At 49.4% G+C, this 25,830-nt stretch carries 24 protein-coding genes; 23 read left to right on the plus strand and 1 reads right to left on the minus strand.

Going from position 1 to position 25,830, the window contains the following annotated elements; genetic code table 11:
• Positions 1-195 precede the first annotated feature (195 nt).
• The 9 genes from IPK01_19085 to IPK01_19125 are packed head-to-tail and all read left to right on the plus strand — an operon-like array spanning position 196 to position 11,100.
• Positions 196-1,191, plus strand: a complete 996-nt coding sequence (locus tag IPK01_19085) for an SLBB domain-containing protein (protein MBK7935532.1) — start codon at positions 196-198, stop codon at positions 1,189-1,191.
• Positions 1,192-1,197: 6 nt separating this feature from the next.
• Entirely contained in the window at positions 1,198-3,663 is a 2,466-nt protein-coding gene (locus tag IPK01_19090) for a polysaccharide biosynthesis tyrosine autokinase (GenBank protein MBK7935533.1), read from the plus strand.
• Between the two features lie 15 nt (positions 3,664-3,678).
• Positions 3,679-4,671, plus strand: a complete 993-nt coding sequence (locus tag IPK01_19095) for an NAD-dependent epimerase/dehydratase family protein (protein MBK7935534.1) — start codon at positions 3,679-3,681, stop codon at positions 4,669-4,671.
• Between the two features lie 29 nt (positions 4,672-4,700).
• Positions 4,701-5,681, plus strand: coding sequence for a GDP-L-fucose synthase (locus IPK01_19100; protein ID MBK7935535.1), 981 nt, complete (start codon positions 4,701-4,703; stop codon positions 5,679-5,681).
• Positions 5,682-6,785 carry a GDP-mannose 4,6-dehydratase gene (gmd, locus tag IPK01_19105; GenBank protein ID MBK7935536.1) on the plus strand — a complete coding sequence of 368 codons (1,104 nt, stop codon included), beginning with the start codon at positions 5,682-5,684 and terminating at the stop codon, positions 6,783-6,785.
• Positions 6,786-6,788: 3 nt separating this feature from the next.
• On the plus strand, positions 6,789-7,709 hold the full coding sequence (locus tag IPK01_19110; protein MBK7935537.1) for a glycosyltransferase family 2 protein: 921 nt from the start codon (positions 6,789-6,791) through the stop codon (positions 7,707-7,709).
• Complete coding sequence (locus IPK01_19115; GenBank protein MBK7935538.1) at positions 7,702-8,922, plus strand: glycosyltransferase family 4 protein; 1,221 nt, start codon at positions 7,702-7,704, stop codon at positions 8,920-8,922. Before IPK01_19110 ends, IPK01_19115 begins: the two co-directional genes overlap by 8 nt.
• Positions 8,919-10,427 (plus strand): oligosaccharide flippase family protein, encoded by a 1,509-nt coding sequence (locus IPK01_19120; protein MBK7935539.1) that lies wholly within the window; start codon positions 8,919-8,921, stop codon positions 10,425-10,427. The genes IPK01_19115 and IPK01_19120 overlap by 4 nt, the downstream gene beginning before the upstream one ends.
• 13 nt (positions 10,428-10,440) lie before the next feature.
• The gene (locus IPK01_19125) at positions 10,441-11,100 is read left to right on the plus strand and encodes a class I SAM-dependent methyltransferase (protein MBK7935540.1); all 660 of its coding nucleotides are present in this window, start codon (positions 10,441-10,443) and stop codon (positions 11,098-11,100) included.
• On the opposite strand, the gene IPK01_19130 is transcribed toward IPK01_19125, so the two are convergent.
• Positions 11,093-11,992, minus strand: coding sequence for an FkbM family methyltransferase (locus tag IPK01_19130; protein MBK7935541.1), 900 nt, complete (start codon positions 11,990-11,992; stop codon positions 11,093-11,095). The two genes, IPK01_19125 and IPK01_19130, sit on opposite strands and share 8 nt — an antisense overlap.
• A 194-nt stretch (positions 11,993-12,186) precedes the next feature.
• Here IPK01_19130 and IPK01_19135 point away from each other — a divergent pair, with 194 nt between their 5' ends.
• The 14 genes from IPK01_19135 to tsaB form a co-directional block, all read left to right on the plus strand.
• Positions 12,187-13,656: a hypothetical protein gene (locus IPK01_19135; protein MBK7935542.1), complete on the plus strand. Its 1,470-nt coding sequence runs from the start codon at positions 12,187-12,189 to the stop codon at positions 13,654-13,656.
• Between the two features lie 157 nt (positions 13,657-13,813).
• A complete protein-coding gene (locus IPK01_19140; GenBank protein ID MBK7935543.1) occupies positions 13,814-14,551 on the plus strand; it encodes an FkbM family methyltransferase in 738 nt (245 codons plus the stop codon).
• Positions 14,548-15,546 carry an SIS domain-containing protein gene (locus IPK01_19145; GenBank protein ID MBK7935544.1) on the plus strand — a complete coding sequence of 333 codons (999 nt, stop codon included), beginning with the start codon at positions 14,548-14,550 and terminating at the stop codon, positions 15,544-15,546. Before IPK01_19140 ends, IPK01_19145 begins: the two co-directional genes overlap by 4 nt.
• Before the next feature lie 81 nt (positions 15,547-15,627).
• Entirely contained in the window at positions 15,628-16,605 is a 978-nt protein-coding gene (gene rfaE1 / locus IPK01_19150; GenBank protein ID MBK7935545.1) for a D-glycero-beta-D-manno-heptose-7-phosphate kinase, read from the plus strand.
• Between the two features lie 56 nt (positions 16,606-16,661).
• Positions 16,662-17,687 carry a glycosyltransferase family 9 protein gene (locus IPK01_19155; GenBank protein MBK7935546.1) on the plus strand — a complete coding sequence of 342 codons (1,026 nt, stop codon included), beginning with the start codon at positions 16,662-16,664 and terminating at the stop codon, positions 17,685-17,687.
• Between the two features lies 1 nt (position 17,688).
• Positions 17,689-18,573, plus strand: coding sequence for an SDR family oxidoreductase (locus IPK01_19160; GenBank protein MBK7935547.1), 885 nt, complete (start codon positions 17,689-17,691; stop codon positions 18,571-18,573).
• Positions 18,573-19,619: a polysaccharide biosynthesis protein gene (locus IPK01_19165; protein ID MBK7935548.1), complete on the plus strand. Its 1,047-nt coding sequence runs from the start codon at positions 18,573-18,575 to the stop codon at positions 19,617-19,619. Before IPK01_19160 ends, IPK01_19165 begins: the two co-directional genes overlap by 1 nt.
• Before the next feature lie 48 nt (positions 19,620-19,667).
• Entirely contained in the window at positions 19,668-20,771 is a 1,104-nt protein-coding gene (wecB, locus tag IPK01_19170) for a UDP-N-acetylglucosamine 2-epimerase (non-hydrolyzing) (protein MBK7935549.1), read from the plus strand.
• A gap of 27 nt (positions 20,772-20,798) precedes the next feature.
• Complete coding sequence (locus tag IPK01_19175) at positions 20,799-22,028, plus strand: glycosyltransferase family 4 protein (protein ID MBK7935550.1); 1,230 nt, start codon at positions 20,799-20,801, stop codon at positions 22,026-22,028.
• Positions 22,029-22,033: 5 nt separating this feature from the next.
• Positions 22,034-23,074, plus strand: a complete 1,041-nt coding sequence (locus tag IPK01_19180) for a glycosyltransferase family 4 protein (GenBank protein ID MBK7935551.1) — start codon at positions 22,034-22,036, stop codon at positions 23,072-23,074.
• Positions 23,075-23,866: a hypothetical protein gene (locus tag IPK01_19185; protein MBK7935552.1), complete on the plus strand. Its 792-nt coding sequence runs from the start codon at positions 23,075-23,077 to the stop codon at positions 23,864-23,866. It abuts the gene before it with no gap.
• A gap of 57 nt (positions 23,867-23,923) precedes the next feature.
• The gene (locus IPK01_19190) at positions 23,924-24,406 is read left to right on the plus strand and encodes a PqqD family protein (protein MBK7935553.1); all 483 of its coding nucleotides are present in this window, start codon (positions 23,924-23,926) and stop codon (positions 24,404-24,406) included.
• A gap of 34 nt (positions 24,407-24,440) precedes the next feature.
• The gene (locus IPK01_19195) at positions 24,441-25,364 is read left to right on the plus strand and encodes a nucleotidyltransferase family protein (protein MBK7935554.1); all 924 of its coding nucleotides are present in this window, start codon (positions 24,441-24,443) and stop codon (positions 25,362-25,364) included.
• Position 25,365: 1 nt separating this feature from the next.
• Positions 25,366-25,830, plus strand: a 465-nt coding sequence (gene tsaB / locus IPK01_19200; protein MBK7935555.1) for a tRNA (adenosine(37)-N6)-threonylcarbamoyltransferase complex dimerization subunit type 1 TsaB, incomplete at its 3' end; no start/stop codon positions are given.

A 25,830-nucleotide genomic window follows, 5' to 3' on the forward strand; every position in this document is an offset into this window, starting at 1 on the left:
TAAGTAGAATCAAAGTTTAGCGAAAATACGAAAACTTTCAAAACGTTTGTTTTCAAAGTAAGGCGAATTTGCTAGAATAAACGTTTGCATTTAGTAGTCTGTTTGGCAAAAATAGAAGCGGTTCTCATTTATTCGCCGCCCGACGCGGTTACCAAAGTCTCTTCCCGAGTCGAATTTTGGTCTTGGATGGAAGATATGAAGTATTACATTAACTTTGCATTGATAATCGCGATACTCGCGATCTGTTCGTTTGACACGAAAGCCCAAACACCCTCGGCGTCCCCGAAGAGTCCGGTTGCCATATTTGGTGCCGATAATAACGATCAAGATGATCGTTACAGAATTGGGTTTCAGGACGTGCTTGATATTCAGGTCTTTCGGAAGCCAGAATTGAATATCAGAACTCATGTTAATCCGAACGGAATGATCTTTTTATATCGGCTCGAGAAACCTATCGTCGCCGTCTGCAAGACCGAACGGGAACTCGCGGTCGATATCGAAAACGCGTACAGGGTCAGCTATCTTAAGGATCCGAAGGTCAATGTCGTCATTGCTGAACAAAATTCGCAGCCGATCTCGGTCATCGGCTCTGTCGAAAAGCCCGGACGGTATCCTGTTCAGAAACGCATGCATTTGCTCGAAATACTCGCTCTCGCAGGCGGCCCGAATAAAGAGTCGGGGACCAGGATAATGGTCGCACGAGCGGGAAATTCAGCAACATGCCGGACGGACGGCACCAAAGCTGCAGACGACGACACTATTGGACTCATGAACTTCAAGATCCGCGATGTTCTGGAAGGGCGCAAAACTCTCCTGATGGAGCCCGGCGATATCGTGTCCGTACTCGCAGCGGATCTGGTATACGTCTACGGTAACGTCGTCGAACCGGGCCAGATACAAGTTCGTGAACCAATCACGCTTACACAGGCGATCGCATCATCGAAGGGACTGAAAGCGGCAACCGATAAGGGCGTCGTACGAATTCTAAGACAGAAAGCTGATAGCCTCGAACGCGACGACATTCCATTCAATTTGGTCGATATTGAAAAGGGTCTTGCAAAGGATCCCTATCTCGAACCTAATGACATTGTCGCTGTTTCGAAAGATGGAACGAAGGCTTTTATGAATGGCTTTGTCAAAGCTTTTACTAACGGCCTTCCGACGCTGATCGCTCGAGGCGTCGCATTTTAGATCGATATGAAAGAGACACGCAGCATAATGCCGACGCCGATGGCTGAATCGGTCGAACTCGAACGCCAGTTCGAACCCGCGATCGCTGGAACGGGCCGGTATCCGCAGTACCGTGACAACGTCACACCGGACGGCTTTCAGCTGGCTGATTATTGGCACGCCATCCGCAAGCGCTTGTGGCTGGTAATCGGAATTGCCGTACTGATCACGACCCTAACAGCGATATATATGGCTCGCAAGCCCAATATTTATATGGCTCGAGCCGTCGTTCAGGTCGATCTGGAACAAAATAACCCCGACCTTGTCACAAAAGATCTGCAGAGGCCCGCCTCTAATCCGGACCCGTCATACTTCAATACACAGTTGCAGCTTTTGGCCAGCGACAGTGTACTTCGACGAGTTGTAAAAGAACACAATCTTGACACGAACAAGGAATTTCAGCTTGCACGGGCAGAAGGAAGCGTTTCTTGGTGGCGAAGTTTACTGCGATCGGTGGGAATGGCAAGCAGCCCGCCGACCGCAGATGAGTCAATCATTGCAGATTCTTCACTTGCAAGTTCCGAAGACATGGCCGAGGCCGTGCGTCTAGCTCCCTTTGTGGAGCTAATTCGAAAAAGCCTCAGTGTTGAGCCGGTACGCGACGCCCGCGTCACGGTTAAGGACACCCGATTGATCGAGTTAAGATTTTCGAACACAAACCCGTTCCTGGCGGCGTTCGTTACGAACGGTCTTGCGGAGACATTTACGACGATGAATCAGGAAAAGCGTTCGGGCACGAGCCGCAAAACGAACGATTTTCTTCAAGATCGAATTGCCGGGCTGCAGGCTGAGATCAAATCGGACGAAGAGAAGCTCTTCAACCTTACAAAGGATGAGGGAATTCTAAAGACTGACGGTGAGCAAACCGTAGTTCTTGAACGCCTTGCCGGACTCAATAAGCAACTGCTCGAAGCAGAGAATAACCGAAAGAACGCTGAAGCAAATTATCGTACGGTCGAGGCAGATCCGGCGAGGCTTAAAGCTCAGGTCGAAGAACTTTCGGTTCGATTTATTACTGAGCAGGAAAATAATATCCGAACGCTCCAAACCGATACCCTTAAGCGTGTTGCAGATCTCCGGCAAAACCGTGCAAAGCTTCTGCAGGAATATCAAGAAGGAGCTCCTGAGATCAAAGAGATCGACGCTCAGATCAATAGTTATCAATCATCGCTCGATAAGGCGATGACGGATTTTGACAAGAGTCTCGAGAGCTTCAGAAAGCGTGCTCAAACCACGCTGATCGAGAATCTTCGAACCAAGTTCCTACAGACCAAGAAGCAGGAAGACGATATTCGTTCCGCCTTCAATCAGCAATACAATCAGGCTCAAGGCCAGAATCAAGGTGCGGTGAAACTCGGATTGCTCAAGCAAACGATCGATACCAACAAGGGATTTCTCGAAAACCTCCGTAAACAGGTCAGTGGTAACGACGTTGCTTCACAGGGATCGGATAACAACATTAGCGTCACCGAGATCGCGATCCCACCCGACACGGCAGTATCGCCACGTCGGCTTACTACTGTTATTGCGGCACTGTTTTTATCGACGCTGTTCGGAATGGGGTTAGCACTTTTTCTCGAATATCTCGACGACACAATACGTTCGACCGAAGAGATCGAAAATTACCTCCAATTGCCGGCATTGGCTGCAATTCCCAATATCGATTCGTTACCGAAACGAAAACTTGCCTTGGTCGGCGGCACCGAGGAGGAGGAAGACCGAAGTAAGTCGGAGTTGCTATTGTACGCAGATTCCAACTCGGCGTTGGCAGAGGCTTATAGGCAATTGCGAACGTCGATCCTGCTTTCGACTGCGGGCCATGCTCCGAAATCGCTGCTGATCACGTCGAGCCTTCCTTCCGAAGGCAAGACGACGACAGCGACCAATACAGCTATCAGCCTAGCTCAGACCGGAGCAAGAGTACTGATCATTGACGCCGACATGCGCCGCCCGCGTTTGCATCAGGTATTTAACATTACCAACGGTGAAGGTCTCAGCACACTCCTTTCGAGCGAACTGAGCGAAGATCTCATTCCAAAGGTCGTCAAGCAGGACGCCGGCTCGAAGCTCTTTTTGCTCACCTCCGGCCCGATTCCGCCGAATCCGGCGGAATTGATCGGCTCGGAGCAAATGTCTGTCCTTCTGCGAATGTTGTCTAAACAATTTACGCACGTTGTCATTGATTCGCCGCCGATTGCATCGTTCACGGACGGCGTTCTTATAGCGTCAATGGTCGACGGTGTAATTCTCGTCGTCCATGCAGGCAAGAGCTCACGGCAAGTAGTGAGGCGTTCGCGACAGCTTTTGAATGACATTGGTGCAAAGATCTTTGGCGTCGTGCTGAACAACGTCAATCTTCGCTCCAGCGACAATAGTTACTATTACCAGAGTTATTACCACCGCGACAGTTATCACGCAGGTGACGATCAATAGGGATTTACAATTAGGATGGGTGAGCAAGCACGTGTTTTGGTCACGGGAGCGGGCGGATTTATCGGAAGCCATCTCGTTACCTTTTTGAAAGAAAAGGGGTATTGGGTTCGCGGTGTTGACATTAAGCTGCCTGAATTCAGCGATATCGATGCGGACGAATTCCTGAAGCTTGACCTTAGACGTTGGGAAAATTGTCTAACCTCAACGAATGGGATTGACGAGGTTTACGCCCTTGCTGCTGACATGGGCGGCATGGGCTTCATCTCAGCACATCATGCTCAAATTCTTTACAACAATTCACTAATAAATCTCCACACGTTGGAAGCTGCTCGAGAAAGCGGTGTCAAACGCTATCTTTATACCAGCTCGGCATGTGTATATCCGGAGCATTTGCAAGAGAGCGCGGATGTGGTTCCGCTGAAAGAAGAGGACGTTTACCCGGCATACCCGCAGGATGCTTACGGGTGGGAAAAACTCATCTCCGAACGGCTGTGCAGCCATTATCGCGAAGATTACGGCATCGAAACAAGGACAGTTCGATTTCATAACATTTTTGGCGAGAAAGGCACCTGGGACGGGGGCCGCGAAAAGGTGCCTGCGGCGATTTGCCGAAAGATCGCTCAAGCTAAACTCAGCGGCCGATCCGAGATCGAGATCTGGGGAGACGGGGAACAAACTCGATCGTTCTGTTATATCTCGGACTGCGTTGAAGGTATTTATCGTTTGATGCGTTCGGATTTTCACGAACCCATCAATCTCGGCCAAGATCGAATGATCTCAATAAATGAACTCGCTGACATGGTGGCAGTGTTCGCGGGAATTAAGATCGATAAAAAGCATGTGACCGGACCGCAGGGCGTTCGCGGCCGAAATTCGGATAACACAAGGTTGAAAGAAGTTCTAACATGGGAACCCCAAGTGTCTCTAGAAGAGGGATTGGCGATAACCTACAAATGGATAGAACAGCAAGTGATCTCGAGCAATTCAGATCAAGCCGTCGCAGTTTAGAACGAGCAACGTGCCGTTCTCATCGATATATGGAGCCTTGTGAGAAAAATATATATGTCGCCGGTGCCAACGGGATGGTCGGCAGCGCCATCTCAAGGCGTCTTATGCAAGCTGGCTGCAAAAACATCCTTTCCGCCCCTTCATCGGATCTGGATCTGACAGATCAGGCTTCGGTCGATGCCTTTTTTGACCTCAATAGCCCGGAGATCGTCATACTCGCCGCTGCAAAGGTTGGCGGAATTCTTGCAAATAACACTCTCCGAGCCGAGTTCATCTACAACAACTTGATGATAGAGGCAAATGTTATTCATGCTGCGTTCAAGTACGGCGCCAAAAAGCTCATATTTTTGGGCAGTTCATGCATTTACCCGAAACTTGCCCCGCAGCCGATCGTTGAAGAGTGCCTTTTGACGGGCCCGTTGGAACCGACAAATGAACCCTACGCAATCGCAAAGATCGCCGGTATCAAGCTCTGCGAAAGCTATCACCTTCAGTACGGATGCGATTTCTTCTCGCTCATGCCAACAAATCTCTATGGGATCAACGACAACTTTGACCTAAATGGATCACACGTCATACCTGCGTTGATCCGAAAGTTTCACGATGCCAAAATGAAAGACGCCGATAAAGTGGAGGTTTGGGGTAGCGGCACTCCAAGACGCGAGTTCTTGTTCGTGGATGACCTGGCTGATGCGGTGGTTTTTCTTATGGAAAACACGGATGCTAGCAAGATTCATGGGCAGAACATATCGCATTTGAACATTGGCAGTGGTTTCGATATCACGATCGCTGAGCTTGCGGAATTAGTAAAGAAGACGGTCTGCTTTTCAGGGAATATTCGTTTCGATAAGGAAGAGCCGGACGGTACACCCCGAAAATTATTGGACGTCTCGAGGCTAAATAACATGGGTTGGAAACACAAGACTGGACTTGAGGAAGGATTGCGGCTGACTTATGACTGGTATTTGTCGACACAGAGAAGCGAGATATCCATACCGTTTGCAAAATAGATGAAAAAGGCACTTATCACTGGAATTACCGGCCAAGACGGTAGTTATTTGACCGAGATCTTGTTGGACAAGGGATACGAGGTGCATGGGATCATTCGTAAATCCAGCTCGTTTAATACTGGTCGGATCGATCATCTCTACCGCGACCCGGAAATATTGAATAAACGGCTCTTTCTTCATTATGGCGACCTAATCGATCCGAGCAGCCTGAACCGTTTACTTGAAAAGGTCGTTCCGGACGAGATATACAATCTTGCTGCACAGAGCCACGTAAAGGTTTCCTTCGACATCCCGGACTATACTGCACAAGTTGACGCTCTCGGAACCTTAAGGTTTTTGGACGCAATTCGGGAGACAGGTTTGCGACAAACCAAATTTTACCAGGCTTCAACATCTGAACTCTTTGGAAAGGTTCAGGAGGTGCCGCAGACCGAGTCAACACCTTTCTATCCTCGGTCCCCGTACGGTATCGCAAAGCTTTTTGCATATTGGACCATCGTCAATTATCGAGAGGCATACAATGTTTTTGCCAGCAACGGCATTCTCTTCAATCACGAATCGCCACGCCGGGGGAATACATTCGTCACCAAAAAGATCACGCGTGAGATTGCAAAGATCATCGCCGGGCAGTCGAACAAACTGTATCTAGGCAATCTCGATGCAAAGCGCGATTGGGGATTCGCTCCTGAATATTGTGAAGGAATGTGGAGGATAATGCAGCACTCCGTGGCCGAAGACTTCGTTCTTGCCACAGGCGAGACGCATACGGTCCGTGAGTTTGTTGAAACGGCCTTTGCGAACGTCGGCATCGAGATCGCCTGGACGGGAAGTGGTTCCGATGAAAAGGGAGTTGTTCGAACGATCGACTCGTCGATATTAGAGGTCCAGTCCGGAACAGAAAAAGCTCACGTTCGCGTGAACGACATTCTTGTAGAATTGAGCGGTTCATATCTCCGTCCGACCGAGGTCGACCTCCTGATCGGCGACTCGTCGAAAGCAGAACGAGTACTTGGCTGGCGATCGAAAACACATTTTCAGGAACTCGTTCGAATAATGGCCGATGCCGATTGTGATGCGATCCGAAACGGTCGGGCCGATATTTAAGTAATGCTCAAAATTGAGATCGTAATGCCGGTACACAATCGGAGCGCCGAGACACTGCATTGTCTGCGGAGCATCGCTCGTTCAGTACGCGAAGGTTTGAGCTTGCACGTAATTGTTGTTGATGATGGCTCGACCGACGGCACTGCTGACGCTATCCGCAAAGAATTCCCCGAGGTTGAAATAGTCACTGGCGACGGCAGTCTGTGGTACACGGCCGGGACGAACCGCGGATTAGCCGCTGCTTTAAAACACGAACCGGATTATATCCTCGCCGCAAATAACGACCAGATATTCGATTCAAAGTGCATTGTCAGCCTGGTTGATTGTGCGGAACGCCATCCTCGGAGCGTCGTAGGTTCATTGCTACTTAATTGGGAAACGCCGCATAAGCTATTTCAGGTGTCGCCGAGATTTGAACTGTTAGGCGGCGGCTTCCGGCACTGGTATAAGCAAACGGTGTGGACCGTTCCCACAAAACCTTGGCGTGTCGAATTGATCGTTGGAAATTGTGTTCTCTATCCGGCAGCCGCGATTCGCGAAGTCGGCCTCATGGATGAGAAGAGGCTTGTTCAATACGGCGACGCAGAATACACGCCGCGAATGCTCCGTCATGGCTGGCAGCTATTGATCGAGCCGAGGGCCCGCGTATTCTGCAAACCGAACGATCCGGTTTCAGGCTTTCGAAACTTAACAACCTCCGAAAAACTACGGCAGCTTTTGTACGATCCGACCGGGCCTTACAGCTTGCGCCGTCGATTTTACATGAATCTGGGAAGCTCACGACACCCCATACTTGGGCTTCTTGCTTTACCAGTCTTTTTTGTCCGTCTCGCTTTGGGCAGAAACATTGAAGGAACGTGGGCTCTGGATCAGGACGAAAGGCCACTTTCCGAAACGTTCGCGTCGGCCGTTATCGATGATTAAGACAAAGCCCAAATTGATCTTCCTCTGGAATTATGTTGAATGGGGAGGGGCCCAGATATATTTACTTGCCATAATGAAACGGGCTCGCGAACTGTTCGATATCAAGGTGATCCTGCCCAGTCGATCCCTTCCGGATATCCTCAGTTACCTTGATAAGCTTAGTATTTCGTACGAATTCACTGATGCATGTCTAGACATTTCACCTGCGCCTACGATACGCGCCAAGATCCTGCGTCAATGGAGGCGAATACATGCCGAATGGACAAGTTTTCGTTATTTGATGCGTTACGACCTTCGTTCGAGCATTTTGCATATCGAGGCAGCTCCGTGGCAGTCGTGGATACTCTTCACCGCCTTGGCAGCACGTGGTGCAAATATATTTGTTACGATGCACAATATCATGCCGCGTGCATCAGCGTGGCGTGAAATGATCTGGAAAATGCGTATGCAGTTCGTTTCGCGTCTGCCGGGCTTCCATATGTTTCCGTCAAATCAGGACACAAAGGATCGGTTGAAAGGATGGGTTTCCGACACGTTCTTTGATAACATGGAGGTTACCTATACCGCTGTAAACCCTGAAGAGATCGCCGAAGTCTCAAATATCGAGGTCGACGTAGCCGAAATGCGCCGAAAATATGGCCTCGACCCAAATAAGTTCCTTGTCCTCTGCGTTGGTCAATTCATTGACCGAAAAGGTCGTTGGATATTTCTCGGAGCCGCAAAGAAGATCGCCGAAACCCATGATGAAGTCACATTCGCGTGGTTAACACCAAAAATGCCGGACGATAGCGACCAGATCAGGATTGCTGAATACGGTCTCGGCGATACATTCAAGCTAATATTATCGGGTACCGTAGGCGACAATCGTCACGATGTTCTCAGCTTTTTTCGTGTTGCGGATGCATTCGCACTTGTAAGTTATGTAGAAGGCCTGCCGATATCACTGCTTGAAGCAATGGCTCTTGGTTTGCCGTGTATTTCGACCAATATAAATGCGATCCCAGAGGCGGTCATTGACGACAAAACCGGAATATTGATCGAAGCAGGTTCAAGCTCCGCCCTCGCCGAATCGGTATTGAAGTTAAAGTACGACGTTGCAACGCGTGTTCGGCTTGCCGGCAATGGTCAAGAATTCGCCCTCAATAATTTTGATGAACGCCGAGTTGCGGACATCGTCATTGAATCATACATGCGGTCGTTAAACTGCGAATGAACGAACCGCGCCAATCACAATCCGGCAAAAGTGTGATCCGTAATGTCTTTTACGGTTCGCTAACGTGGATTCTGCCGCTGTCGCTTAGCTTCATCGCAACACCGATCATCGTCCGTTCACTCGGTAACAATGACTACGGAATCTATGCTCTAGTCTTGGGTTTCATTGGCTATTCGTTCACATTCAGCTTCGGCAGGGCGATCACAAAGTACGTTGCAGAATACCGGAACACACCCAGTGCTTACAAGATCACTGATGTGATCTCAACAAGTATCGTCCTCAATTGCGTGATCGGCCTGGCCGGCGTGGCCGCGATAGTACTGCTTTCTCCATGGCTTGTTCGGGAGGTTTTTCGTATCGATCCGGCGTCACAGGACAAAACGATCCTTGCGATGTATATCGCGTCCGCGGTGATCTTTGTCTCGATGTTGAACCAGTTATTCAGTTCCATGCTGCAAGGGATTCACCGGTTCGATGTCTACTCAAGGATCTATACGGCCAGCGGATTCATCTCGATCGGCGGAAATCTCGCGCTCGCGTTGCTAGGTTTCGGGCTAATTCCGCTTCTGCTCTGGAATCTGATGACGTTGGTCGTCTTCGGCATCATTTTTGCGGTTGTCTCAAAACACTATTTGCCTGAATTCAAACTCAAGCTGAATATCAGCCGGACAACCATTCGCCTCGTTACCGGATATAGCGCGGGAATAGTAGGGTATCAGATCGTCGCGAACGTATTGCTCTTGTTTGAGCGAGGCTGGATCACAAATCGCTTAGGAAGCGAGAGTCTGACCTACTATGTTGTACCGATGACCTTAGGAATGTATCTTCACGGATTTGTTTCGAGCTTGGTGCAAGTCATTTTTCCACTTGCGAGCGAACTCAACGAAGACCGCGAAAAGTTACTTAAACTCTACCTAAAAGCAACAAAAGTGATCACGATGATCGTCATTTTTATAATAATGAGTGTCATAGTGAATGAGAAATTATTTTTGCACCTTTGGATCGGCGATGCCTTCGTCGAAAACTCGTCGAGTTTATTGATATTCCATATTATTACGTTTGGGATGTTGGCAATAATGACGGTTTCCTGGCAGATGACGGAAGGACTTGGATTCCCGCATTATAATTTCGCGATCATTAGTGTTTGTTTGATCATCAGCATCTCGCTTATGTTCTTATTGACGGGCGACTACGGCAACATCGGTGTCGGAATATCGAGACTTGCTGGATTCGGAACGATCTTTTTATCGATATTCTTGGTCGAGCGATTATTCTTCAAGCGAGTTCAGGTCGCATTTTGGACTCGAATCTTTGTATGCCTGGGAATCGCGTCGATCGCGGGGGCAGTGACTGAGTACCTGATTACAAGTAATCTACCCGCGGGTTGGCTAACGCTCTTTGTTTCCGGTTTCAGTGGTGGAGCCGTTTATATTTTGATACTCTGGCTGCTAAAATTCGTGACCGAGGATGAAAGAGTTTTATTCCGGTCACTTTTAAGGCGTTAGTTCAATATTTGTTATGCAACTTGTTCACCGTGTTGACTTTATTAAATCAGCGGTTGCCGGCCAAAAGGTATTGCACCTTGGATGCACGAACTGGCCGTACACGACCGAGGCGATCGAAAACGATATGCTGCTTCATTTCGCACTCGCGAAAACGGCCGGGGAATTATACGGATTTGATTTCGATCAGGCCGGCATCGACACCTTAGTTGCAGCGGGCGGGACAAAACTCTTTCGCGCTGACCTCGAAAGGCTTGAAGAAGTCGAGGTCGATGAGACATTTGACGTGATCATTGCCGGAGAAATGATCGAACACCTGAACAATCCGGGCCTGTTTTTAGAGGGTATAAAGCGATTCATGTCGCCCGATACTTCACTCGTGATCACAACGATCAACGCGTACTGCGCAATGCGTTTTGCAACTTATGGTCTTCGCGGGAAAGGAGGTGAGAACGAACCGGTTCATCTCGACCATGTTGCGTATTACTCATACAGAACACTCAAACTACTTGTCGAGCGGGCAGGATTCACGGTAGAACAATTCTGCTTTTACGATATCGGACCCGAACACCGACCTTTCAATCCGTGGTATCTGAATTTGATCAATGATCTCGCCGTAAATATCTCGCCCCAGCTTAGCGACGGCGTCATCGCAGTCTGCAAATTGGCTAAATAAACCACTTAGCTAGTCGCCCTGAATCAAAATCGCGTGGAAGGCATAATACGTTGGCCCCGATATCGTCCGATTGAAATCCGTCAATCTTGCGGAGCGTGAACCGACTTTCATCGATCTCGAAGAAGTCATATGATCCGTGTCCGCGAATATACTCGATCAGATCATTTGGTAAGTAATTGAAACCACTCGTAGTAGCGAGCGCCATTTCGATCTCCATAACCGGCAACTTCTCTTGCTCAAACAATCTCGAAGCACCCTTGAGCATCATTAATTCAGCTCCTTCGACGTCCATTTTCACAAATCGAACGTTATCAATATTATTATTCTCAAGGTAAGAGTTGAGCGTGATCATTTTCGCGGGGACCGACACATAACCCCTTCCGCCGAATGTGGCCATTGACGCATGACCGTCCGGAAGGCCATCGAAAATATGCATTTCGATCTCTTTTTCAACGTCGCCGAGGGCTAAGTTATTCAAAATTACATTTTTCGGAGGCTCGTTCATTTCTACGTTCTTTTTCAAGTCCTCGAACATCTGCGGAACCGGCTCGAAGGCATGAACTTCACCACTTTCCCCAACCAATTTTTGAAACAAGGTCGTGTACCAGCCGATGTTTGCCCCGATGTCGAGACAGACATCTTCCGGACAAACGATTGCCGAAAATATCTCCGTTATCGCCTGTTCATACTGTCCCGTAAAGTATATGAATCGATACGAAGCATTTTCAGTGTTTATTGTTAGATTTCTTCCGTCTCGAGTTTCGACCAACAGCCGCCCGGCTCCACAAGGTGAGATTCGAAGAGCAAGGTCAGACAAGCGATATTTGCCCTTATTGATCGGCGTGTTGAATATATAAGATCTGAAAAGTCGGTGTACAAATGTTGGTTTCATTTAGGATCGGAGTCGAGTATCGGTTTGACAACCGTAATTCGATTTTGTAGAAAAGGTTAGCAGACTTGCCCTTGATAGACAAAAATGTAGCCACCGCGATACTATTAGAAGTTTGAAACACAGCTGAATCTCGGACAATGGCACTTCAAAACCTTAACAATTTTCCCTCTCAACCGATTAAGGGAAAGGGCTTTATGCTGACAGGCATAATCTTGTGGGCCTTTGCGTTCCTGGCCCTATTTGGTTTTGTCTGGCTGGAAGGAGGTTTTTCGGGCACTCTAAGTGATTACTACCTATTGCCTTGGGCCGTATTAGCCGGTGTTGTCGTACTCTCCCCGACAGCATACCTCATCTACAAGAGAAAGTTCGATCCATTTCATCCATTGGTCTACGCCGCATGGAGTTATATATTTCCGGCATTTGTGATCGGAGGTGTGATCGTTTCATTCAACCTCGTCAATCCATATTTCATGGTGTTCATTGACGACCCAAAGTACAATTTCCCACTTACGTTGACCTTCATATCCATAGGATTTATCGGATTGACCATTGGGTATTCACTTCCGTTAGGGCGTTATTTTGCAGGCCGGCTCGAACCGCGAATGCCCGATTGGGAATGGAAACCGGAGCGGGTCTGGACCGCGGGTGTGGCTCTTATCATTTGTGGATTGGCGATCAATCTGGCCGGTTTCCTTCAGGGCATCATGGGCTTTCAACGGACGATCGAGGTAGGCACCTACGATGCCGTTTTGTATTTTCTTCTCGTTTTATTGGCGGAAGGCACTATTTTGCTTTGGCTCGCCATATTCGGCGTCAAGGAAAAGACCGGTGCTTATTATATTGTCTTGTTCTTAATGATAGCCCTGATCCCATTTCGTGTGGCCTTGTTGGGTAGTCGCGGTGGTTTGTTGACCAGTATTATTCCGATCGCAATGGCCTTTCGTTATTCAGGCCGCAAACTTCGCTGGCAGACCTCCGCAATATTTGGAACGCTAGTACTCGTGGCGGTATTCATCGGAATCATTTACGGCACGGCATTTCGAAACATTAAGGGCTCCGAAAGTAGAATTGAAGCCGGCGATTATGTCGGGCAGGTGGGAGCGACGATCGACTACCTTTCGAACGAAGACCCGGCCATTCTGTTGCAGAATAGTGCTCAAGCTTTTGCAGATCGCATTGAGAATCTCAGCTCCGTCGCGGTTGTGGTCGCGAACTACGAACGTCTCGCACCTTACGAGGCAAGTTATAACATTGAAAACAACATCATCAACGACACGCTGACGTCGTTCGTTCCGCGTTTTATTTGGAACGAAAAGCCTCCGACATCCGATGCCCGCGCATATAGCGCATTATATTTCAGTTATGGTGACAATTCATTTGCGATCTCGCCTTTCGCTGACCTTTTGCGCAATTTTGGACCGATCGGCGTACCGATCGGAATGCTCTTGCTTGGGATATATTTGCGGCTAATCTATGCTCTTCTGATCGAAACGCCTAATCCGACAATGTGGAAGAAAGTAGCATATTTCCCATTATTGACGCTTGTGAGTTATGAGTCATTTTACGCCACTATATTCCCGTCGATCGTTCGAACTGGTGTTGTGCTTGTGGTAAGTTTATTACTGGTCAACCTCATAGTCCGAACAAGGATAAAGAGTAGTTAAGTGGGGTTTGAATGACCGCAGTCGCAACATTTCCGGTTCTACGAAGATGATGAATAACAAACTACGCGGCCTTCGGGAAATGTGGCACTTTGATAATCGGATCTATCTCATTTTGTCTCGAATCTTGTTTCCGTCCCAGAGTGGACATATTTATCGATTGCGCGACGTAGAATTCTTGTCCGACCATCGATCGGGCGATGCAAATGGAGCGAGAGAATTGCTGACCTCGCCGATGTATCGCAAATACATCGAAAAAATGGATCTCACAGACGATATCAAGGTCCTTGATATCGGCTCAAACAATGGCGGCTTTCCGTTGTTGCTTAAGGCAGAGAATATTAGCATAGGTCAGCTTGTTTGCGTCGAACTCAATCCGAACACGTTTGTTCGGCTTCAGTTCAATTTAGGTCTAAATTTAAATGGCCGGTTTCGAGCGTTTAATCTCGGAATATGCGGAGAGAATCGGGAGCTTCGAGTAAAACTCGGTGCGGGATCTGCCGGTGACAATATCTACCGATCCGCCGACAAAGGTGATACGGACCAGATCGTAATTCCGGGTAAGACATTTGATGATGTCTATTGCGAGGTCTTTGGCGAACAGATTGTCGATCTCTGTAAGATCGACATTGAGGGAGCTGAGTATGAAGTATTTGAAAGCGAAACTGCGAAATCGATCAGCCGATGCAAATACTTGCTTATCGAGATCCATCATTCGGCAGAAAGACCTCGAAAATTGGTTTTAGATAAACTGAATGCCGCGGGATTCATCGAGATCGATGGCGAAAATAAGGTAGATGATCTCCATTATGTCCATTTCTTGGCAAACCAGGAGTTGGCAGAGGGTGGCAAAACGCCTTATCAAAAAAACGCTGATAATGGGGCTAGTTTGGGATGATAGTATTCACTAATGGTTGTTTTGATATTCTTCATCCGGGTCACATAGATCTCTTGCGGAGGGCGAAGTCACTCGGGACCAAATTGATCGTCGGGATCAACAGTGACAGGTCTATCTCGGCAATAAAGGGCCCTGGCAGGCCGCTGCAGGATCAGGAATCGCGCAAGGCAGTACTTTTGGGGCTGTCGTCAGTTGACGAAGTGCTGATATTTGATGAATTGACTCCTGAAAATCTCATAAAGCAGTTGAAACCTGAGGTCTTAGTTAAGGGCGGCGATTGGAAAGAAGACGAAATAATCGGAGCCGATTTTGTGAAGGCCCACGGCGGACGTGTTTACTCTCTTCCGCTCGTCGACGGATTTTCGACCAGCGGAATTGTAGAAAAAGTGGAAATCAGAACATTCGAAACACAAGAAGATGGCGATTCGATCGTTGAACGATCTCTGAATCAGCATCTCAAAGTCTTTGAAGCATTAGTTGCAACAAGCACTGAGGGCATCGAAGAATGCGCGAACCTGATCATTGATGCCGTCCTCGCCGGGAAAAAGGTGCTTATTTGCGGAAATGGCGGCAGTGCGGCAGATGCCCAGCATATCGCGGCTGAATTTGTCGGACGATATGAAACTGAGCGACGGGCTCTTCCGGCTATTGCTCTGACAACCGATACATCTGCATTAACGGCACTTGCGAACGACTATTCCTTCGAACGTATCTTTGCCAGACAGGTAGAAGCACTGGCTCACGAGGGCGATTGCTTGATTGCGATCAGCACAAGCGGGAATTCTCCTAACGTCATTGCCGCTGTCATGGAAGCCAGACGTAAGGGCTGCACTGTTATCGGGATGACAGGAGCCAAAGGCAAAAAGCTCGCATCTCTCTGCGACAGCTGCATACTCATTCCATCTGACCGGACAGCACGTATTCAAGAAGCTCACATTACGATCGCCCATATCTGGTGCGAAATGATCGATCGGCGGATAGAGGAGATCGGATGATCCTGCCCTAAGACCTTCGAGTCGACCTAGATCTACCGGCGTCATCGCCTTGAACGGGATCTAATTAAGGATTTCACTTTGATGAAACTGCCAAAAACATTTTCAGACCTCAAGATCGCCGTTATCGGTGATGTCATGCTCGACCGTTATTGGTGGGGAAATGTCACCCGCATTTCACCCGAGGCTCCTGTACCAGTAGTAAAGCTCTTGCGTACTACTATTGCTGCCGGCGGGGCGGCGAATGTAGCAGCGAATATCGCCGGCCTTGGGGCCACGGCATACCTTGTAGGGATCACCGGTAAAGACACCGATGCCGAGATCTTGCGAAATCTGGTAAATGAAGAACCGCTGATCGACTGCCGATTTTATTCGCTGGAAGATCGAAATACCACGGTCAAGACCAGGATCGTGGCGCACGATCAGCAGGTTGTTCGTCTAGACCAGGAAACTACGGAAGATATCGAACCCAAAACGGCCAACGATCTGCTCGAGCGAATAAAGCCGATTATCGAAGACGTTGACGTCGTCTTGATCTCGGATTATGCAAAGGGTTTTTTGACGATTCGTTTGACTGAGGATCTCATATCTTTTGCCAAGGTTAGCGGTAAGCCGATATTGGTCGATCCTAAAGGTAAGGATTACTCGAAATACCGCGGAGCTACCCTTCTAACGCCAAACAAGCATGAGGCTGCAAATGCTTGTGGACTAGAGCCGGAAACTGCCGATCTTATTGAAAGATCCGGCGAAACGTTACTTCGTGAACTTGCACTCGACGCTCTTTTGATTACTCGCGGGGGCGAAGGTATGACACTTCTTCAAAAGTCAAAAGATAGCCAACATTTCGCGGCCACTGCTAGAACTGTCTATGACGTTACCGGAGCCGGCGATACCGTCATTGCTACGCTCGCGACCGCCATTGCAAGCGGGTTGACGCTTGAAGATGCGTCTCGTCTCGCAAACATTGCCGCCGGCCTCGTTGTCGAAGAAGTTGGTACCAGCTCGATCGGGCTGACGGAACTGACTAATGCAGTGGAGTCATTAGAGTCGCTGGGACAATAGCATTGGATCTAAAGAAACTCTTAATTTTTCGGATCGGCCATTTAGGAGATACGCTTGTGTCACTGCCTGCTCTGTGGGCAGTGCGTAGTGCATTTCCGAATGCTCATATCGGGCTGCTTTCAAATGCCGATGTTAAGAATCCGCACTATGTTTCGGCGGAGAAGGTGCTCCCGCCCGACGGTTTGATCGACGAATGGTTAACATATCCGACAAATCTTGGTAAGGCCGCCGCGCTTTCGAGCTTGGTGAGACTGGCAATCGGTTTGAGACGGTCACAATTTGATTCAGTTGTATATCTAATGCCCCGGATGAGGACGATCGAACAGATCGATCGAGACCTTCGCTTCTTTCGATTTGCCGGAATACGTAGGTCGATAGGCGTGAATTATTTGAGGAAGACGGGGTTGAAACAGCCGATACCGAGACCCACGCCAGTCGTAGAATCTGAGTCGGAGCATTTATTGAGGTGTTTGACTTTTGACGGAATCAAGATCGACGTAAACGCTCTCGCTCCGAATCTAATGCTCAGCGACGCGGAAATTAGTGCCGCCAACAACTGGTTTTTGAACGCCGCAGGCGGCTCGTACGGTGATCGCCGGTTAGTTGCCGTTGCACCGGGAAGCAAATGGGCGTCAAAGGTATGGCCGGAAGACCGATTCGAAGCTGTCATAGGCCGAATGATATCACCGCATGGAATATATCCAATCATCTTCGGAGGGCAAGAAGACAGCGACAAAGCTGACCGCTTGATCGGAAAATGGAAAAGTGGAGTGAACGCAGCGGGCAAATTGACCGTTCGCGAATCTGCAGCGTTGCTTCGTGAATGCGAATTGTATGTCGGCAACGACACAGGGACGATGCACCTTGCGGCCGCAGTCGACACGAAATGCGTGGCAGTTTTTGCATCGATAGACTGGAGAGGCCGGTGGGCCCCATATGGGAGCGGCCATACCGTGTTTCGGCACACGGTCGAATGTGAAGGTTGTTACTCTCCTGACTGTTTCAACGCTTACAAGTGCCTCGACTTGACCGGGGTCGATGATGTTTACGAAGCCTGCGTTCGGGCCTTACAGCCTTTGTAATATGAAAACTGTTCTAGTATTTGGTGGTAACGGAATGCTCGGCCACAAGCTTGTTCAGGAGCTTGGACGACAATTTGACGTTTTCGGTACGATCCGAGGTGGTTTTGAGACTATTGAAAAATACGGCATTTTCGATCAAACAAAGATGATCGAAAACGTGAGTGCCCAAGACATCGCATCGATCGAGGCCGCAGTCCAAACTGCACAGCCGGATGTCGTCATCAATTCCGTCGGTATTATCAAACAAGTTCCATCGGCGAAAGACGTCATCACGACCCTTGAGATCAATTCGATCTTTCCGCATCGTCTCGCCGAGCTATCAGAGAAATACGGCTTTCGACTGTTCACGATCAGCACTGACTGCGTTTTCGACGGCATCAAGGGGTTCTACAACGAAAGCAACGTGCCAAACGCAACGGATCTTTACGGCAAAAGCAAAAATCTTGGTGAGGTCACTGGCCCAAATTGCCTGACCATTCGTTCCTCGATAATCGGCAGGGAACTAGACTCCTCGCATAGCCTGATCGAATGGTTCCTGGCGAACCGAGGCAAATCGGTAAAAGGATTTACAAATGCGATATATTCCGGCTTTCCAACTATCGTCTTTGCCGATATAATTGCTAGTTTGATCAACGATCACCAAGAGCTCAGCGGTTTGTATCACATAGCGGCCGAACCAATTAATAAATTCGATCTGCTCACTTTAGTGAATAAGTACTACGATGCGGGTGTCACGCTCGAAAGGGACGAAGATTTCAGGATCGACCGCAGTCTAGATGGCAGCCGGTTTGCTGCATTAACGGGTTTCGAGCCTCAGTCATGGAAAGAAATGATCCGCTTGATGGCGGCAGACCCGACACCATACGACAGTTTTAGAAATAAATAATGGAACTCGAAGGAAAACGCATTCTAGTCACCGGCGGCACGGGCTCGCTAGGGCAGACGCTCGTCAGGCGCCTGCTTTCTGGGGAAATGGGCAAACCTGCCTCCATCACCGTATTCTCGCGTGACGAGGCGAAACAGCACTACATGCGGCTCGACTTTCTCAACCGCGAGACGGCGACCGACGATGTGATCTATGAAAACTCGCACGATCTGCTCAAATTCCGCATCGGCGACGTTCGCGATTACGCGGCATTGCTTACCGCGATGCGCGAGGCAGACGTGGTCTTTCATGCTGCCGCACTGAAGCAGGTGCCGTCATGCGAGTATTTCCCCTTCGAGGCGGTTCAGACTAATATCGGCGGTGCTCAGAACGTTGCCCGGGCAATTCGCGAGAACGATCTACCGGTAGAAACTGTCATCGGTATCTCGACTGACAAAGCATGCAAACCGATCAACGTCATGGGCATGACCAAGGCCCTGCAGGAACGAATCCTGATCGAGGCCAATCGCGATTCTCGCAATGCCGCATTCAACTGCGTCCGCTACGGCAACGTCATTGCTTCTCGAGGTTCTATCGTTCCGCTGTTTGTCGAGCAGATCGGAAAAGGCCAAACGTTAACGATCACTTTACCCGAAATGACGCGTTTTTTGCTGAGTCTCGACCGTGCGGTTGATACGGTTTTCGAAGCGATCCGGGCTAGACGTCGGGGCTGCACGTTCGTTCCAAAAGTCCCTGCCGCCAATATTACTGACGTTGCCAAAGCTCTGATGGGCGACCGCGATGTGCCGATCGTATTCACCGGGATCCGCCCCGGCGAAAAGATCCACGAGATCATGGTTAGCGAAGAAGAGTGTTTCCGCACGATCGAGGCGAACGGCTATTACGTGATCCTGCCCGTTCTGCCGGAGCTGAGAGATTCGGACGAAGAAACGACAGTGCTAACCAGCGAGTATTCATCCAAAGACAACAACATATCGATTGCCGAACTAAAGGCCCTATTGGGCGGAGCTAGTATCGAGATCGAGCGTTTCATGTCCGGAAAGTAACGCACTTTTGAGCATTTTGAGCCGCGTCGCGGCAAGCGGATCTTTTCTATGAAAATAATGACCATTTTCGGGACTCGGCCCGAGATCATCAGGCTCAGCCTTGTGATGAAGGTGCTTGATCAGCACTGTGAACATATAACCGTTCATACCGGCCAAAATTATCACGAGTCCTTAAGCGATATTTTCATTCGCGACCTTGACATCCGCACGCCCGACGTCCATCTCGGCATCCGCAGCTCATCATTTTCCGATCAGATAGGCCAGATCGTTGCCAAATGTGATGCAGCCATTGCCGAACACAAGCCCGACCGCATCTTGATCTTAGGTGACACGAACAGCGCACTTTCGGCTATCACTGCGGCACGCCGCAATATTCCCGTCTATCACATGGAGGCCGGCAACCGCTGTTATGACGACCGCGTCCCCGAGGAAGTTAACCGCCGCATCATCGATCATTCGAGTACGATCCTTCTGCCATACACCGAACGCAGCAAAGAAAATCTTGTCCGAGAGGGTATCGAACGAGACCGTATTTTCATTACCGGCAATCCGATCAAAGAGGTCCTGGACTTTTTCTCACCGAAGATAGAAGAAAGTGACATCGTCAAACAGCTCAACGTGCGTCCGTTCGAGTATTTTCTCGTAACGCTCCATCGCGCTGAAAACGTCGACATTCCGGAACGTTTGGTCAAGATATTCAAGGCTTTCTCCGACATTTCGGTGAAATTCGGTAAAGAAATTCTCGTCAGCGTCCATCCGCGTACCCGCGAAAAGATCAACCAGTTCGGTATCGCACCTGCCTCCGCAAAAGTACGGCTTTTGGATGCCTTTGGTTTCTTCGACTTTGTAAAACTTGAGAAGAACTCGCTTGCGGTTCTTACTGACAGCGGCACGGTTCAGGAGGAATGTGCGATCTTCGGCATTCCCAATGTTACGCTCCGTGATGTTACCGAACGTCCGGAAACGATCGAATGCGGCAGCAACATACTAGCCGGTGCCGAACCTGACGCGATCATTCGTGCTGTCGAACTTGCCATTGCCCAACCGGCTTCCTGGACACCGCCAAAGGAGTATTTGGCCGAAAACGTCGCACAGGTCGTCAGCAAGATCATGCTGGGCTATCTTAGCCTCAGAAATCACCACTCGCAGTAATGTGTTACTTGAGGTAAGTAAGGTTACATGACTGATAACGCAGTAGATAGGCAGACGCTATGGGTCGTTACCGAGCTGTATTATCCGGAGGAAACCTCGACCGGCTATTATCTCACGCGAACAGCCGAGGATATGACCTCTTTGTTCAACGTGAGAGTTATATGCGGCCAGCCGAACTATTCGGCCCGAGGCATTCGTGCACCAAAACATGAGACCCGGAAAGGTGTCGAAATATTCCGTGCCGCGGGAACTACGCTCAATAAGAACGTCATCATCTATAAGCTGGTCAACATGGTGACGCTAGGAATTGGTATATTTTTCAAGGGATTATTGAATTTCCGCCAAAAGGACCGCATTTTGGTCGTTACGACACCGCCGACGCTGCCGTTTGTCACAGCGATCGCGGCATTACTGCGGGGAGCACAATATGTTCTTCTCATTCACGACAATTACCCTGAAATTCTGTTTGCGGCAGGGAAGTCAAAAGAAAACGGAGCATTCGCTTCGATGCTAACTTATTGTAACCGCTGGCTTTATAAACACGCCTCAAAGATAATTGTCGTCGGCCGCGATATGGAAGTCCTTATAAAACAAAAGACCAAGGGACTGGACATACCAATTGCTGTAATTCAAAACTGGGCCGAGCTGGAGACGGTCGAGCCCAGACCGCGATCAGAGAACACTCTGTTGAAGGAACTTGGCCTCGAAGACAAATTCGTGTTTTTATACGCTGGAAACATGGGCTACCCGAACGATATCGAAACCGTCGTCGAATGTGCCAACCGACTTAAAGGCGATGCAACGATTCACTTTATCTTCCTCGGCGCAGGTGTAAAGGAAATGGCCCTGCGAAAAAGCGTCAATGAGTTGGGACTTGCAAATATTTCACTGCTTGCGCCAAAGCCGCGTTCGGAGCAAATAATATTTTTAAATGCGTGCGATGTTGCTCTTGTCTCGCTCGTCACTAAAATGCGGGGCGTTTCGATGCCGAGCAGGACATATAACATCTTGGCAGCCGGGAAGCCGATCCTTGCACTGACCGAAGACGATAGCGAACTCGCGATGGTTATCGAAGAAGATCAAATTGGTTGGCATGTGCCGCCGGGCAATGCCGACAAACTGGTGTCGGTGATCGCCGAAATATACGAAAAGCGAGGACAGCTTGCCGAGTACGGTGAACGATCTCGGGCGTCCGCGATCAGCAAATACTCGCTCGAGACCGCATCGCGTAAATACATCGAAGCGCTAAAGTTCTAATTAATTTGTCCAAAGTCGAATACATCATTTTTGCAGTTGCTTTCGTCGCCACATATTTTGGCGTCGAATGGTTTCGCCAATGGACATTGAGTAGGGGCTTTCTCGACCACCCGAACGAACGCAGTTCACATGAAACGCCGACTCCACGCGGCGGAGGCCTCGTGATCGCTGCCGTTGTACTCATCTCCTACATGTCCGGTTCGTGGTTCCTGGATTACAGTGTTTCGATCGGTTTCATCACAGGTGCTGTCCTGATCGTGGCCATAAGCTGGTTGGATGACATTTATTCGCTTTCGTTCGGGTGGCGACTGCTTGTACATCTGGTGGCGGCCGCATTCGTCATCGTTGACGTTGGCACTTTTGACTCTGCTTCGATACCGCTTATCGAAGCCCCTATCTACCTAGGCAAAGTCGGAATAGTGATCTCTATTTTGTGGATCATCTACCTTGTCAATGCCTATAATTTCATGGACGGCATCGACGGCATTGCCGGCGTACAGGCCGCTGCTGCGGGACTCGGCTGGTTGATCCTCGGGCTCTTGATCGGCCTGCCGGGTGCGGTAATTATAGGTGGAGTCATCATTTTCGCAAGTGTTGGCTTTCTGTTTCACAACTGGCAACCGGCAAAGATCTTTATGGGTGACGCCGGAAGTGCGTTTTTAGGTTTTACGTTCGGATCGATGCCTTTTATGTTTCGCCAGTCGGAAAATGCCAATTCAAACATCCTTCCTTTCCTTGCATTACTCTTTGTGTGGCCGTTTGTTTTCGATTCGGCGTTAACTCTATTCAGGCGCATGTTACGCGGCGAAAGAGTTTGGACAGCTCATCGGGAGCACCTTTATCAAACTTTGGTCATTTCCGGCCGTTCACATAAGTGGGTTAGTACGCTTTACGGTATTATTGCTTTATCAATTGCGGTTCCCGCGGCATTTGTGATCGAACCCCGATATTCGCATCTCTTATTGCCGCTCGCCGGCGTTGTTTTCGTATCCACGCTATTGTTGATTACGGTACTATTTCGCAGACGGTCAGCCACAAAGACATAGATGTATCACTTTTCGTTCAATTCATATGGCGTAAAGGTCCGGGTCGACTGCGAAGACGAATCGCTTTTCGAGACCGCCGTGGCGGTGGTCAAGCGAACTCTGCTCGGACGTTTGACACCAATAGCTAAAGGTGACGCTGATCATGTCTTCACTCTGGGAAAAGACGAAAGCCGCCTGAGTATGGACCTAAACGGCGAGGATCTGGGCGGCGGCGAGGTCGATTGGGTGTACTTCAAGTACTTCGACACTCGAGTGCGCTTGCTTGTCGCCGAGCATGCTGTCGATCACGTTTTCATGCATGCCGGTGTCGTCGGATGGAATGGGAAAGCACTCGTTTTCCCGGGCGATAGTTACAGCGGTAAGACAACACTCGTTGCCGAGTTTGTAAAACGAGGTGCTTTGTACTATTCTGATGAGTATGCCGTGATCAATAGATACGGTTTAGTTCACCCATTTCCCAGAAAGCTTTCAATTCGCGATAAGAATGGAACTCCCCGGAAAGTGGATGTCGGTGTGGAATCGCTGGGTGGCGAGATAGGTATTGACGCAATACCCGCATCATTAGTATTATTGACAAAGTTCCGTCCGCGGTCGCGCTGGGATCCCATTGTTCTAACTCCCGGCGTGGGCGCGATGAAAATGATGCCGCAGGCAATATCATTAAGATTTCACTCAAAATTTACATTGGATGTATTGAACAGGGTCGCGAATCGTGCGATGATTGCAGAAAGCCTGAGAGGCAGCGCTAAGAACTGTGTCAGCAAGATCATCGATTTTGTTGACAATTCGTAAAACTGAGTTACAATTGTTTAGCTTTACTGGTGTTTATCACTTTTTTTGGAGGAGAAGATGAAGAATCCGCAAAACCCGACTGCCCGCAATAATGGGCTGGTCATACAAGAAATGCCGGACGAAGTACTTGTCTATGACATGGACTCGAACAAGGCCCATTGCCTAAATCGATCGGCAGCGTTTGTATGGAGATCATGCGACGGCAGCAATTCAGTTGCCGATATCGCTCGTGAATTCGAGGCAAATGCCGGCGGACGAGTCAGCGAAGATTTTGTTTGGTTGGCGATCGATCAACTTCAAGAAAACGGTCTATTGGTACCAGGAACGGAATCACGCTTTGCAGGTCAATCCCGCCGTGAAGTTTTAAAGAAGATTGGACTGGCGTCGATGGTGGCACTACCGGTGATTGCGTCGCTCGCGACCCCCCAGAGTGCAATGGCAGCCGGTTCATGCGCATGCACCGTGCCAGGCAACTGTGCTACTCAGCCGACATGCCCCAGCACGATTAACTGTAACCCCGGCGGCGTTTGTGCTCCGTAAATAAAATAGCAACAGTAACGTAAACTTGAGAGTAGTGAAGATAGATCATCTTTGCTACTCTCTTCTTGTGTTCACCGAGGATATCGCATCCGTTACTCCGATCAACGAAATCGCCAAATGGGAAGCTCTGCAGTCGGCAATAGAACGCAGCAGCATCGGTTCGGCCTTTGCACTGTTCCGTTCACACGGTATTGAACCGATCCTGATAAAGGGTTGGGCCGCCGGCCGCTTTTATCCAAAGGGAACTTTTCGCCCGACGTCCGACATTGACCTTGCAGTCGCAGCCGGTGATTTCGAAGCCGCTGACCGCGTTATGCGGGCCTACACCGGGAGAGGGCTCACGATCGATCTCCATCGCGAACTCCGGCATCTCGACACGCTGTCTTGGACGGACCTCTTCGATAAATCGGAGCTTGTCGAACTTGATGGCTCACCGATACGCGTTTTACGGCCCGAGGATCATTTTCGGGTACTCGCCGTGCATTGGTTGACCGACGGCGGCTGGTTTCGTGAGCGGTTATGGGATTTCTATTATGCCATCGAAAACCGCCCGGCCGATTTTGACTGGAAACGCTGCCTTGACTCCGCAGGCCCTATCCGAAGAAGGTGGATCATCAGTGTCATTGGCCTGACTCACAAATATTTTGGTCTCGATCTGACCGAGCTTTCATTTGCCGACGAGGCAAAGGACATCCCGCAATGGCTGGTCAAGGCAGTGGAGCGTGAATGGTCGAGCGGCGTTCGAATGCTGCCGTTGTATCGCCAGACGAGCGACCTTCGTGGGTTTCTGACACAGGTCAAGAAGCGTTTGCCGCCAAATCCGATCCATGCGACGATCGATATGGAGGGAAGTTTTGACGCTCCGACTCGCATCCATTATCAGATCGGCACTATCTTTAAGCGAATAGTGCCGGGCATCTCAAAATTCTTGACCGCAAAACGAGAGCAATATAGGTGACATGAACAACGTTCCGACGATCCTGGCGATTGAATCCGCGATTCGCGGCGGCAGTATAGCGCTTGCAAATGGTGCTGAGATCATTGATACCTGGGTCGGCGAAGGCGGTGTTTCGCGTGCCGAGGACCTGCTATGGAATATCGACCTGATGCTCAAGCGAAACGGTATAGAAAAGCGGGAACTCTCTAATATCGCCGTATCGGCCGGACCTGGCAGTTTTACGGGGATCCGCATTGGGCTGGCGACCGCGATGGGCATTGCGGCGTCATTGAATATCAGCCTCGCGAGGTACTCGATCCTGTACGCGATGGCCGTCAGCCAACCTGATTCGGAGCTTATCATCACAGCCGTGCCCGTTGGCAGAGGCGTGATCTGCAAGCAATCGTTTCGAAAGAACGTCGGTAAGATAACAGCTGCGACCAAACCGATCGCAGTTGCCGCTGACCAATTTGAGATGGAAATTCAA

Source organism: Acidobacteriota bacterium (assembly GCA_016713675.1).
Taxonomy (GTDB): domain Bacteria; phylum Acidobacteriota; class Blastocatellia; order Pyrinomonadales; family Pyrinomonadaceae; genus OLB17.